This window comes from Rhodanobacter ginsengiterrae (genome assembly GCF_050026815.1).
Lineage (GTDB): Bacteria > Pseudomonadota > Gammaproteobacteria > Xanthomonadales > Rhodanobacteraceae > Rhodanobacter > Rhodanobacter ginsengiterrae.
In genome coordinates this window covers 1-12,752 of the sequence record NZ_JALBWO010000033.1, presented here as the reverse complement: position 1 = coordinate 12,752, position 12,752 = coordinate 1, and the positions used below count along the sequence as shown (strand labels likewise).

Sequence of the window (12,752 nt, the reverse complement as noted above, 5' to 3'; positions counted from 1 at the left end):
GTCAGGCCAGCTCGCCGCGCAACTCGCGCACCCGCGCTTCCAGCTCGGCGGCGCCAGCGTGTTCCGGCAGACGCGGTGCATCGACCACCAGCTCGACCCTGGCGCGGAAGCGACGAGGCAGGCGGGAACGACCGAGCATGGAGTCGCGCCGACTCCACACACTGCCCCACAGCCCGCGCAAGGCCATCGGCACCACCGGCACCGGCCGCCGGGCCAGGATCTTCTCGACGCCGGCACGGAACGGCGCGATGGCGCCGTCGCCGGTGAGGCCGCCCTCGGGGAAGATGCACACCACCTCCCCATCGGCCAGCGCGGCGTCGATGGCGTCGTAAGCCTGCTGCAGCACCACCGGATCTTCCTTGCGCCCGGCGATCGGGATGGCCTTGGCGGTGCGGAACACGAAGCTCAGCAGCGGGATCTTGAAGATCTTGTAATACATGACGAAGCGCATGGGACGACGCAGGTTGGCCATCAACAGCAGCGGGTCCATGAAGCTGACGTGGTTGCACACCAGCAGCACCGGTCCTTCCTCGGGAATCTGCTCGGCCCCGTCCGCGCGCACCCGGTACAGCGTGTTCACCAGCACCCAGGTGATGAAGCGCATCACGAACTCGGGCACCAGGGTGAAGATGTACCAGGCGACCAGCACGTTGAGCAGTGCCGCGGCCAGGAAGATCTGCGGGGCATCCAGCCCCAGTGCGCCCAGCCCCAAACCGAACCCGGCAGCGAGCACGATCAGCAACGCGTTGAGGATATTGGTGCCGGCGATGATCCGCGACAGCTTCTCGCGCGGCGCGCGCGCCTGCACGAAGGCAAACAGCGGCACCACGTAGAAGCCGGCGAACGCACCGATCAGGGTGAGGTCGAGCGCCACCCGCCAGCTGCCCGTGGAATGCAGGAAGGCCAGCCAATCCAGCCCGCGCGTCACGGCCACGCCATGACGCGCAAAGTACAGGTCGACACCGAAGGCGGTCAGCCCGAACGCACCAAGCGGGACCAGACCAATCTCCACCCGCCGTCCGGACATCCGTTCGCACAGCAGGGCACCAACGCCGGTGCCGATCGAGAACAGGGTCAGTACCAGGGTGTTGACCGAACCGTCGCCACCCAGCGTTTCGCGCGTGTAGATCGGCAGCTGTGCGATCAGCACGGTACCGAAGAACCAGAACCACGAAATGCCGAGGATCGCGTTGAACACCGCGCGGTCGGCACGGGTGATCGCCAGCACCCGCGCGGTTTCGCTGAACGGGTTCCAGTTGAATTTCAGCTCCGGCGCGGTTGCCGGCGCAGGCGGAATCTTGCGACTCACCAGATAGCCGGCCACGGCCACCGCGATGGTGGCACCCGACGCCAGCAGCGGCCCCACCCCGGCCACCAGCATCAGCGAGTTGCCGGCGATCATGCCCGCCAGCATCGCCATCTGCGTGCCCATCTCGACCAGTCCGTTGCCGCCGACCAACTCCTCGCGCTTAAGCGCCTGCGGCAGGATCGCGTACTTGATCGGCCCGAACATGGTCGAGTGCATGCCCATCATGAACAGCACGATCAGCAGCAGCGAGGTGTGATGGGTGTAGAAGCCGTACGCAGCCAGCGCCATCGCGCCGATCTCGAACAGCTTCACGTAACGGATGATCCGGCTCTTCTCGTACTTCTCGGCCAGCTGACCGGCCGTGGCAGAGAACAGGAAGAACGGAATGATGAACAGCGCCGGCGCCAGATTGGTATAGAGCGACACCGTGTGGTCGTCCAGGCTCATCTGGAACGCCACCAGCATCACCAGCGCATTGCGGAATGCATTGTCATTGAAGGCGCCCAGCGCCTGGGTCCAGAAGAACGGCGCGAAACGCCGTTTGCCCAGCAATGCGAATTGGCTCATGCGATGTCCTGGTGTGGGATGCCCCACGCCCGCGTATCGACGCAGTGGGAGTCGGGCAAGTATTGCGGCGCAAACATTGCCAGTACAACTCAAAAAAAACGCCACCCTGTTGGGGTGGCGTTTTCGTCAAGCCCAGCTCGGGGCAGGAAGCCCCTTACTTGGTGCGTGTTGCTTAGTAGTCGTACGACATCGACAGGCGCACATAGCGCGGCGACGAGTAGTACGTACCGAGGCCATACGTGTTCGAAAGCGTGGACACGTTGGTCGACGAACGCGGATCGGTAGCAATCGCGCGACGCTGGTTGAGCACATTGAACACATTGAGCGAGAAGCCCAATTTGTGGTCGGCGAACGCCGGACGATAGCCCACGCCCAGATCGACCTTCTCGGTCCACGGGGTGTTACCCGCGGCGCCGTTGCCACTGACTTTGCCGAAGCAGTAGTGGTAGTCACCACCGTAGCCGATCGGGTCGGTCTGGTTCGAACCGAAGTAACCGAGACAGTTCTTCGGCGAACCGGACTGGATGCGAACCGCTGCCGATACCAGCCATTCCGGCGTGATCTGGTAGCTGCCACGAACTTTCAGCTGGTGACGACGGTTATTCGCCAGCAGGCCGCCGCTGCCGATCATCAGCTCAGCTGCATCCCAGTCTTCCGTCTTGGATACGTCGTCCTGGCCCAGGTCGGAACGCACCTGCCCTTCGGTATTGCCCCAGCTGCGGGAGAACGTGTAGTCCACGCGTGCCTGCCAGCCGTTGTTGAACGGATGTTCCAGGTACATGTCAAGCGCGTAGTACTTGCGCTTGGCACCCTGGTTGAAACCCCAATCCGCCTGCGACATCTGGACGCTCTTGTAGCCGCCAGTGGACGAGTCGTTGAGCAGGAAGGTGTTGGTACGGCCCGGGTTGAAGATGTAGCAGCTGTGGATATCGAGTGTGGACGTATCGACGCCCTGCGCGACCAGCTTGTCTTCGATCTTGCCACCGTCGCAGACGTCATCGATCGCCGACTGCAGCGTCCGGTAGGTCGCCTTGGCACCATAGGCCCAATCCGAGCCCAAGGTCTTGTCAAAGCCAAGAATCGCCTCGTCTTGGTACTGCGACTTCAGGTCGGTCGGAGCAAAGGTCTTGTTGTCCGGAGCAATGCCGTACTCGCCGTTGGCCGAGACCGGGCCGGGGCCCATCGCGGTCAGGCCGGTCGGATTGCCACTGGCATCAATACCGGTGTAGGTGAAGTATTCGCGGGTAAAGGTGGACGCGGACGCGCCACGAATTGCCACGCTGTTCGGCAGGGCCAGGAAGTAACGACCCAAGTTGCCGTAGACCTTGAACGACTGGTCACCGAACACGTCCCAGCTGGCACCCAGACGCGGGGCCCACTGGTTCTTCTGATCGACGTACGGCTTGGCGGCGCTGTTGTAGTTCGTGAAGTGATCGTTACGCACGCCCAGGCTCAGCATCACGTTGTCGCTGACCTGCCACTTGTCCTCCAGATAGAAGGCTTTCTGCTTCACCGACATGCTGGTGGTGGTCTTGAAGATGTACTGCTGGACGTAGTAACCGTTGCCGCCCGGCGCACCAACGCCGAGGGTCGGGTTGATCGGGGTGCCCGGGTGAGCGGTCTTGCTGTAGATCCAGATGTAGCCTGGGCCACCCATGTCCGAGCCCTGGTTATGGGCGAAGTAGGACTGGTTGTCGATACCGAACGCGAGGTGGTGATCAGCCAGCTGGTATTCCAAGTCGGCGCGCAGACCGCGGGTCTTGCTGCCGGCATCCGGGGTGGTGGTTGCGTAGGCAGCGACGCCGTTGCGGATCGGGGTACCACCGGTGATGGCCGGATCCTGGTTCGTCACGCCCGACAGGAACGGCAGCGTGGGGCTGAGACCCGGGATGACCGTAAAGTTGTCGGTCTTGCTCTTGCCGTAGGTCACCGACAGGGTCAGGTCATCGGTCAGGTAACCGGTGTACTTGGCGATGTCGTACTTGCTGGCGTCCTTGGTCGAGGTCGGGTGACCCGAGATCTGGGTGCCACGTGTGCCGCTGGCGTAATCGTAGCTGTAAAGGTCGCCGGCGTAGGACGTGTTGCTCTGGATGTGGGTGTATTCCAGGATGTTGCTGTCGTTGATGTTCCAGTCCAGCTTGGTGTACAGCTTGGGCATGCTGTACTTGTACTGGTTGACGTTCGGTGCGCCGGCGGCGGAAGTCGACGTGGACGAACCCTGCTGCTTTTCGGACTCGGCGGCCACGAACATGAACAAGCGGTCGCGGATCAGCGGGCCGCCGACGTAGGCGGAATAGGTCGTATCCCAGCTGGTGTTGTTCTTGCGGTTACGATAGATCGTGCCCGGCAAGGTCGGATTGTTGTAGCTAAAGCCCGCCGGCGGCTGCGCGTTCGGGTAATAGATGTTTTCCGGATCATTGGCCAGCGAACGCGGCGCCCAGGTCACCTGTGCACCGAAGTGCCATTCGTTCGTGCCGCGCTTGCCCACTTGGCTGATCACGCCGCCGTCCGAACGACCGTACATGGCGCTATAGCCGCCGGTGTAGGTTTCCTGCTGGTCGATCGAGCCGTACGGCAGGCCCACGCCGCCAAGAGCCTTCAGCGGGTCGGTGGTGTTGTAACCGTTGATGTAGTAGGCATTCTCGGTAACGCCAGCGCCGCCGAACGAAACGGTGCGACCAAAAGCACCGTTACCGGAAACCGCACCAGGGGCCAGCAGAGCAATGGCTTCGGCATTGCGGCCGATCGGCAATTTGGCCAGTTCCTGCGCGGTGATGACCGTACGAGCGTCAACCGACGAAACGTCGATCACGGGAAGCGAATTGGCCTGAACCGTCACGGCTGCGAGATTCTGGGCGTTTTCCGCACCGGCGAAGGACACCGTCGTACCGGCGCCCACAACGATGTTGATGTTGTCGCGCGACTCGACCGCAACGCCATCCTTCTTCAGGGTGACGGTGTAGGTGCCGAGCGGCAGGTTGGTGACGCGGTAGCGGCCAGCGCTATCGACTGCAACCTCGCGGGTGACACCAGTGGAGCCACTTACAGTGACGGTCTCACCAGCCGCGGCCGGCGCCTGACCGAAAATGCTACCGGTGGTCGCCTGACCGAAGGCCAGTCCGGCAAAGCCCAGGCCCAATGCCAGGGCGAGCGCGGTACGCTGCAGTTGCACCGTCTTGAAATTTTTACGCGAATTCATCAGTAGTAACTCCCCAGAGTTCAGCCCAACGAGCTGGGCACATGAAACTTTTTGTGTGTTCAACCATCCAACGGCAACAGCCCAGACAACCCGCCTGACGCTGTCCATCCAAATGCTTTTGAGGCACTTTCCTGCGCAATCTCCAGCGCAAGTTGATACGACACTAATTCAAGGATTTGCGAAGGTCAACACTTTCATAACTTTCTGCATGCAGTCTTGTCATTGACTTTTATAGAAAAAAAGTGCTAAACGCTTGACCAACTTTCGCTCCCCATGCAGGCAAATGCCATGAGCGTGCAAGAAACTGCTACTCCACCAAGCGAATCAGTCCCGGGCTCGTTCTCGGATCGCATTAAGTTACTCATCCAGCGTGTGGGCAGCGCCACGGAAATCGCAAGAATGTGCGGCTTCTCGGAAGGTGTGGTACGCAGTTGGCGCGACGGCAACACCGATCCGTCGCGGGCTCGCTGCGTCACGCTGGCACGCACCCTCGGTATATCGCTGGTTTGGCTGGTAGCTGGCGAGGGGACGCTGCAGATCGACCCGAATTCGGCGAACTATGAAGATCAGCGCAGCTCGGAAAAGGTCGCGCCGCACCGTCCCCACACCCGCCCCCAACTATTTGGGACGGCCACCGACAACACCCTGGACACGCAACGACTGAATGCCGCCGTACGTATCCTGCAATCGGAACTGAGTCTGGCGGACAGCCAGCTTTCCCTGTCGGACAATGCCGACCTGCTTACCCAGCTCTATGAAATCCTCGGTCCCGGCGGCTCACACGTCGATCCACTGGCGATGGTGGAATTCAACCAGCAGCTTGGCAGCCGCATCCGCAAGGCACGCGAGACGGCCTGATCAAGCGTCGAAGAAAAAGCGCGGCAGCCAACTGGCTGCCGCGCTTTTTCGTGTCTGCATCAAAGCAGGGCGATGTCGGCGATCGCGCCGAATTGTGTCTTCAACTGGTTGAGCAGCGCGAGGCGATTGGCGCGCACGGCCGGATCGTCAGCATTCACCAGCACGTTTTCGAAAAAGGCGTCGACCGGTGCCTGCAGGCGCGACAGGCGCGCCAGAACGGCGGCATAGTCCCCGGCGGCCAGCGCGGCAGCATTGTCCTGCTGGGCTGAGGCCAAGGCGTCGGCCAGCTCGCGTTCCGCGCCCGCTTCGAAACGGGCCGGATCCACGTTCCGCCCGATCGGCTGCGCACCAGCTTCATCCGCCTGCTTGCGCAAGATGTTGGCGACGCGCTTGTTGGCGGCGGCCAGACTGGCTGCTTCGGCACAGCGGCCGAACTCGGCAACGGCCCGCAGACGGCGATCGAAATCGGCCAGGCTGGCCGGCTGCACGGCCAGCACCGCCTCGAACTGGTTGTGGTCGAAGCCCTGTTCGGCGTAATAGCCGCGCAGGCGGTCGAGCACGAAGTCATACAGCTCGTCGAGCAGGATCGCGCGACGCTGGCCTGCGTTCAATGCAGGGCGTTTGCCATCCTTGCCGGGCTTGAGGCCCGCTTCCAGCGCCGCATCGGGCAAAAGCTCCAGCGCCTCGATGAAGCTCCCCCGCAGATCCAGTTCCAGGCCACCCTCGATCAGGGTGCGCGCCAGACCCAGCGCCGCTCGACGCAGCGCAAACGGATCCTTGTTGCCGCCCGGCTTCATGCCGACGGCGAAGATGCCGGCCAGGGTATCCATCCGTTCAGCCACGGCCAGCACCTGACCAAGCTTGTCGGCCGCGATACGGTCACCACCGAAACGTGGCTGGTAATGGCTGTCCAGAGCCTCGGCCACGGTCGCAGACTCGCCGTCGTGGCTGGCGTAATACCGTCCCATCACGCCCTGGAGCTCGGGGAACTCACCGACCATGCGGGTCAGCAGATCGCATTTGGCCAGGCTGGCGGCTCGCGTGGCCGAACCGGCGTCGACGCCCACCCGGTTGGCAATCACCCGCGCCAGCTCCGCCACGCGCACGGTCTTGTCCCACTGGCTGCCCAGCGCCTGCTGGTAGGTCACGCCCTTGAGCTGTTCCTGGTAGCTGGCCAGCGGCGTCTTCAGGTCCTCGTCCCAGAAGAACTTGGCGTCGGCAAAGCGCGGCCGGATCACGCGCTCGTAGCCCTTGCGGATCTCTGCCGGATCCTTGCTTTCGATGTTGGCGATGCCAATGAAGTGCTCGGTAAGGTTGCCGCTGGCATCGAATACCGGCACGAACTTCTGGTTTGCCACCATCGTGGTGACCAGTGCCTCCGGCGGTACTGCGAGGAACTCGCGCTCGAATGTGCAGGCGATCGCCACCGGCCATTCGGTGAGGTTGGCGAGCTCGTCGAGCAGGGCGGCGTCCAGTCGCGGCACGCCACCGGTGGCGCCGGCAACCCGCTCGATCTGATCATGGATGCGCTGCCGGCGCTCCTGCGGATCGGCCAGCACGTTGCAGGCGCGCATGGCATCCAGCCAACCGTCGGCGTCGGCCAGGTGCACCGGTTGCGGATGCATGAACCGATGTCCACGCGACTTGCGCCCGCTATGCAGCCCCAGCACCTCGCCATCGACGATCTCGGAGCCATGCAGGATCACCAGCCAGTGCACCGGACGCACGAAGCTGTAGTCGTGGTCGGCCCAGCGCATTGGTCGCGGGATCGGCAAGGTCTTCAGGGCCTCGTCGATGATCTCCGGCAGCAGCGAGGCCACGGGCAGACCCGGCGTCACGCTGCGCCAGACAAACCAGCTGCCCCTGTCGGTTTCCAGTTTTTCCAGCTGGTCCACGCCGACACCGCAGGATTGCGCAAAGCCGAGCAGTGCCTTCGACGGCTGACCCTCGGCATCCAGCGCCGCGCTCAATGCGGGACCCCGGCGTTCGATCGCCTGATCTGGCTGGGCCACCACCACGTCGGGAATATGGACGGCCAGACGGCGCGGTGAAGCATACGCTCGCGCTTGGTCCAGACCGGCGCCGACGCCGCGCTTGGCCAGCCCGTCGCAGATCCCGCGCCGGAACGCGGCGGACAATTCATCGAGCGCCTTCGGCGGCAGTTCTTCGGTACCCAGCTCGATCAGCAATGACTTGGCGGCGATCATGCAGCCTGCTCCCTGGTGCTTGCCACAGCCGCATGCCTGAGTCCCGGAAAACCGAGTTTCTCGCGCTGCGCCACATAGGTTTCGGCGACGCTGCGCGACAAGGTACGCACACGCAGGATATAGCGCTGGCGTTCGGTGACGCTGATCGCCCGGCGCGCATCAAGCAGGTTGAAGGTATGGCTTGCCTTCATCACCTGCTCGTAGGCCGGCAACGGCAGGTTGGCGGCGATCAGCTGGTTGGCGGTGGCCTCGCATACATCGAACCAACGCAGCAGCTCGGGCACGTTGGCATGTTCGAAGTTGTAGGTGCTCTGTTCCACCTCGTTCTGGTGGAACACGTCACCATAGGTCACGGTGCCGCGCGGGCCGTCGGTCCAGACCAGGTCGTAGACGTTGTCCACGTTTTGCAGGTACATGGCCAGACGCTCCAGGCCATAGGTGATCTCGCCGGTCACCGGGCGACATTCCAGGCCGCCGGCCTGCTGGAAGTAGGTGAACTGAGTCACTTCCATCCCGTTCAACCAGACTTCCCAGCCGAGGCCCCAGGCGCCCAGCGTGGGCGATTCCCAGTTGTCCTCGACGAAACGCAGGTCGTGGACCAGCGGATCCAGCCCCAGCTCTTTCAGCGAGCCGATGTATAGGTCGAGGATGTTCTCCGGATTGGGCTTCATCACCACCTGGTATTGGTAGTAGTGCTGCAGGCGATTCGGGTTCTGCCCATAGCGACCATCGGTCGGTCGGCGCGAGGGCTGCACATAGGCAGCGGCCCACGGTTCCGGACCCAGCGCGCGGAGGAAGGTGGCGGGGTGGAATGTGCCGGCGCCGACCTCCGTATCGAGCGGCTGCAGCAACACACAACCCTGCGCCGCCCAGTAGCGGTTGAGGGCCTGGATCACATCCTGGAAGGTGCGTGCGGACATGGCTTTCCGTGACCTTGGGTAAAGCGCGTTAGTATAGCTGCAGCTTGCTTTGCCACCGGGCCAGACCCGGAAATGCAGTACGGGGAAACCACCGGATGGCCGCTTCACCGCAAATCGCTTCGCTGCTTGGCCGACGCGGCCGCCTTGAGCTGGACGAGCTGCTGGCAGCGCTGGTGGTTGATGGATATCTGCTGGCCGACGACGCCAAGCAGGTGCGCATGGGCGCGCGGGCGGGACGCAGTACGGTGGAGTTGCATCCGCTGGTGGTGATCGCGAACGCGAAGCTGGCAAACCAGCACGATCCGGGGCGTCCGCTGAGCCTGGAAAGCCTGACCGAATGGCTGGCCGGCCACGCCGGGCTGCCCTATCTGAAAATCGACCCGATGAAAATCAACGTCGCGTCGGTAACCCAGGTGGTCAGCCATGGCTATGCCAAGCGCCATCGGATCCTGCCGATCGCGGCCACCCCGGGCGAGGTGACGTTCGCGACCTGCGAACCGTTTGAATCGGGCTGGGCACTGGACCTTAGCCAGATGTTGCGGCGGGATATCAAGCGCGTCGTGGCCAGCCCGATCGACATCAACCGTTATCTGCAGGAGTTCTATGGCGTCCAGCGTTCCATCCAGCTGGCGCAGGACGCCAAGACTGGAAGCACGGCCTCGGCCTCCATTCTGAATTTCGAGCAGTTGGTCGAGCTGGGCAAGAGCGGCGAGGTCGGTGCCGACGACCGCCACGTGGTGCACATCGTCGACTGGCTGCTGCAGTACGCCTTCGAGCAACGCGCCTCGGACATCCACCTGGAGCCCCGCCGCGACATCGGTCATATCCGCTTCCGCATCGACGGCATCATGCAGAAGGTCTTCGAGCTGCCTGCACCGGTGATGACCGCGGTGACCGCGCGCATCAAGATCCTGGCGCGCATGGACGTGGCCGAGAAGCGTCGTCCCCAGGACGGCCGCATCAAGACCCGCTCGTCGTCCGGCCGCGAAGTGGAGCTGCGCATCTCGAACATGCCCACCGCCTTCGGCGAGAAAGTGGTGATGCGCATCTTCGACCCCGACCTGGTGGTGAAGGATTTCGTGCAGCTGGGTTTCTCGCCGGGCGAGGGCGCGAACTGGCGCAGCATGGTGGAACGGCCGCACGGCATCGTGCTGGTCACCGGGCCCACCGGCTCAGGCAAGACCACCACGCTGTATTCCACGCTGAAACACCTGGCCACGCCGGAACTGAATGTGTGCACGGTGGAAGACCCGATCGAAATGGTCTCGCCGGAGTTCAACCAGATGCAGGTGCACGCGGCGATCGATCTGGATTTCGCCGCCGGCGTGAGAACGTTGCTGCGGCAAGACCCGGACATCATCATGATCGGCGAGATCCGCGACCTGGAGACCGCGCAGATGGCGGTGCAGGCCTCGCTGACGGGCCACCTCGTGCTGTCCACCCTGCATACGAACGACGCGCCGAGTGCGGTGACCCGCCTGCTCGACCTGGGCGTGCCGCACTACCTGATCCAGTCCACCCTGACCGGCGTGGTCGCGCAACGACTGGTGCGTACCCTCTGCCCGCATTGCAAACAGGCTGGCGTGCAGGATCCGCAAGCCTGGAACGTGCTCACCCACGGCTGGGACATGCCGGTGCCTGCGCAGGTGTTTCAACCGGTGGGCTGCCTGGAATGCCGCAACACCGGGTTCCTCGGCCGCACTGGCATCTACGAGATGCTGAAGCTGTCGCCGCGCCTGCGCGGAATGATTTCGGCCCAGCTCGATCTCAGCGGATTCGGCCAGGCTGCGCTGTCCGAAGGCATGCGCCCACTGCGCATCTCGGCGGCCGATCAAGTGGCAGCCGGCGTGACCACCGTGCAGGAGATCCTCACCGTGCTGCCGCCGATCGATGCCTTCGAAGATCGCCAACCGTAACCGCCATCCACCCATGCGCGAGCATCACCCTGCATGAAACCCGTTCTGATCGTCCGTACCGGCCGCGCCCCGGACGCCATCCGCGCCCGCCACGGCGATTTCCCGCACTGGTTCAGGCTCGGGGCCGACTTGCGTCCGCAGCAGCTTCGCGTGGTTGATGTCGCGAACGGCGAAGCCTTGCCAGCGCTGGAAGAGGTCGCCGGCGCGATCATCACCGGTTCGGCGGCGATGGTGACCGAGCGTGCGCCGTGGAGCGAGCGCACGGCGGGCTGGATCCGGGACGCCATGGATATCAGCCTGCCACTGTTCGGTGTCTGTTACGGCCATCAGTTGATGGCGCACGCACTGGGTGGCCAGGTCGGCTATCTCCCGGGCGGGCGTGAAATCGGCACGCAGTCAATCAATTTGACCGATGCCGGCAAGGTCGACTCGCTGGCCCATGGCCTTCCCCAGAGTTTCCGCGCGCACACCACGCACGAGCAGAGTGTGCTCGAAGCGCCCGCCGGCGCCGTCGTGCTGGCGCGATCGGCCAGGGATCCACATCAGTGGCTGCGTTACGGCCCACAGGCACTCAGCGTGCAATTCCATCCGGAATTCAATGCCGAAGTGATGCGCGCCTATGTCCGACGCAAACACGCGGACATGAGCCGCGAAGGCAGCGACCCGAAGCGCGTGTTCAAGGAAGTCGCCGCCACACCGTTCGCCAGGCGCCTGCTGCGCCAGTTCGCCAGCGTCCATCTGCAGATACGTGCCGCGGGCTGAGCACGTCAGCCACGCAAGCGGCGCGCGATCCCCTCGCGCGAGAACAGGGCGAACATCACCCCGAACAGGAAACCACCGATGTGTGCCCACCAGACGTAGGCGCCGTAGCTCGGGCCCGCATAGCTGAACAGCAATTGCAGCAGAACCCATATCCCGATCAACAAGAAGGCCGGCACCCGTACGAACTCCAGGTACAGGCCCAGTGGCAGCACCAGGCCGAGGCGGGCGCGCGGGAAGAGCGCCACATAAGTGCCGACCACAGCCGATACGGCACCGCTGCACCCGATGATCGGCAAGCGCACTCCTGCCAGTGACAGCGCGCCGATCAGGTTGGCCACGATTCCGCCCACCACGAACAACAGCAGGAAACGGAGCGAGCCCAGCGCGCGTTCGCCAGGCAAGCCAAAGATCACCAGGAACAGCAGATTGCTGAGCAGGTGCAGCCAGGTGACATGGATGAACAGCGCAGTGAACAGGCGCAGGAGGGCGGGATCGGTCAGCTGAGGCAGTAGCGCCTCGTGCGGATCGAAAATGTTCGCCGGCACGGTACCCCACTCAAGCAGCAGGGATATCCGCTGGGGTGGCGGCGTCAACGCCAGAACCACGAAACACATGACGCAGACCGAAACCACCAGAAGCGTGGCCCAGTGCCAACGAGGACGCCGGCGCGTTTCCACATGAATGAACAAGAGCCGCTCCTGGCATGACCCGCTGACCGTACGAAGCGCATCATAGGCGATCAAGGAAGTGAGCAATGATGACGAGGCATGCAAACCTAGTCAAAGACGTCCGAGTGTGGGGAGGCTCGGGGCGATAGTCATTTCCTGCATCGCGACGGCAAGTCGGCAAAGAAAAACCCCCACCGTTTCCGGTGAGGGTGTTTCAGGATAAAGCCCCTGGCGGTGACCTGTTGCGGGTCGCGACCTGTGGTCGCCACCGCACCAAAGAAAAACCCCCACCGTTTCCGGTGAGGGTGTTTCAGGATAAAGCCCCTGGCGGTGACCTACTCTTGCA

General features: G+C 63.4%; 8 protein-coding genes. 3 read left to right on the top strand and 5 right to left on the bottom strand.

The genetic code is table 11. From position 1 onward, the window contains the following. Position 1: 1 nt before the first annotated feature. Both ACQGNJ_RS00885 and ACQGNJ_RS00880 read right to left on the bottom strand, forming a co-directional pair. Positions 2 to 1,876, bottom strand: a complete 1,875-nt coding sequence (locus tag ACQGNJ_RS00885) for an MFS transporter (protein WP_426687342.1) — start codon at positions 1,874 to 1,876, stop codon at positions 2 to 4. Positions 1,877 to 2,048: 172 nt separating this feature from the next. Beyond that, the gene (locus ACQGNJ_RS00880; protein ID WP_426687341.1) at positions 2,049 to 5,075 is read right to left on the bottom strand and encodes a TonB-dependent receptor; all 3,027 of its coding nucleotides are present in this window, start codon (positions 5,073 to 5,075) and stop codon (positions 2,049 to 2,051) included. A gap of 288 nt (positions 5,076 to 5,363) precedes the next feature. On the opposite strand from ACQGNJ_RS00880, the gene ACQGNJ_RS00875 reads away from it, so the two are divergent. Next, a complete protein-coding gene (locus tag ACQGNJ_RS00875; protein ID WP_426687340.1) occupies positions 5,364 to 5,933 on the top strand; it encodes a helix-turn-helix domain-containing protein in 570 nt (189 codons plus the stop codon). Between the two features lie 59 nt (positions 5,934 to 5,992). Here ACQGNJ_RS00875 and glyS read toward each other — a convergent pair whose 3' ends face one another. Beyond that, positions 5,993 to 8,140 (bottom strand): glycine--tRNA ligase subunit beta, encoded by a 2,148-nt coding sequence (gene glyS, locus ACQGNJ_RS00870; RefSeq protein ID WP_426687339.1) that lies wholly within the window; start codon positions 8,138 to 8,140, stop codon positions 5,993 to 5,995. Next, the gene (gene glyQ / locus ACQGNJ_RS00865; protein WP_426687338.1) at positions 8,137 to 9,060 is read right to left on the bottom strand and encodes a glycine--tRNA ligase subunit alpha; all 924 of its coding nucleotides are present in this window, start codon (positions 9,058 to 9,060) and stop codon (positions 8,137 to 8,139) included. Before glyQ ends, glyS begins: the two co-directional genes overlap by 4 nt. A gap of 95 nt (positions 9,061 to 9,155) precedes the next feature. On the opposite strand from glyQ, the gene tfpB reads away from it, so the two are divergent. Both tfpB and ACQGNJ_RS00855 read left to right on the top strand, forming a co-directional pair. Next, positions 9,156 to 10,976 carry a type IV pilus assembly ATPase TfpB gene (gene tfpB, locus ACQGNJ_RS00860; protein WP_426687337.1) on the top strand — a complete coding sequence of 607 codons (1,821 nt, stop codon included), beginning with the start codon at positions 9,156 to 9,158 and terminating at the stop codon, positions 10,974 to 10,976. 33 nt (positions 10,977 to 11,009) lie between these two features. Continuing rightward, the gene (locus ACQGNJ_RS00855; protein WP_426687336.1) at positions 11,010 to 11,738 is read left to right on the top strand and encodes a glutamine amidotransferase; all 729 of its coding nucleotides are present in this window, start codon (positions 11,010 to 11,012) and stop codon (positions 11,736 to 11,738) included. A 5-nt stretch (positions 11,739 to 11,743) separates the two neighbouring features. On the opposite strand, the gene ACQGNJ_RS00850 is transcribed toward ACQGNJ_RS00855, so the two are convergent. Further along, positions 11,744 to 12,427, bottom strand: a complete 684-nt coding sequence (locus ACQGNJ_RS00850) for a rhomboid family intramembrane serine protease (protein WP_426687335.1) — start codon at positions 12,425 to 12,427, stop codon at positions 11,744 to 11,746. Positions 12,428 to 12,752 lie beyond the last annotated feature (325 nt).

Excerpts from the sequence above, each read along its gene's own strand:
- ACQGNJ_RS00875 (WP_426687340.1), top strand. The coding sequence starts at position 5,364 with ATGAGCGTGCAAGAAACTGCTACTCCACCAAGCGAATCAGTCCCGGGC.
- tfpB (WP_426687337.1), top strand. The coding sequence starts at position 9,156 with ATGGCCGCTTCACCGCAAATCGCTTCGCTGCTTGGCCGACGCGGCCGC.
- ACQGNJ_RS00880 (WP_426687341.1), bottom strand. The coding sequence starts at position 5,075 with ATGAATTCGCGTAAAAATTTCAAGACGGTGCAACTGCAGCGTACCGCG.
- ACQGNJ_RS00855 (WP_426687336.1), top strand. The coding sequence starts at position 11,010 with ATGAAACCCGTTCTGATCGTCCGTACCGGCCGCGCCCCGGACGCCATC.
- ACQGNJ_RS00885 (WP_426687342.1), bottom strand. The coding sequence starts at position 1,876 with ATGAGCCAATTCGCATTGCTGGGCAAACGGCGTTTCGCGCCGTTCTTC.
- glyS (WP_426687339.1), bottom strand. The coding sequence starts at position 8,140 with ATGATCGCCGCCAAGTCATTGCTGATCGAGCTGGGTACCGAAGAACTG.
- glyQ (WP_426687338.1), bottom strand. The coding sequence starts at position 9,060 with ATGTCCGCACGCACCTTCCAGGATGTGATCCAGGCCCTCAACCGCTAC.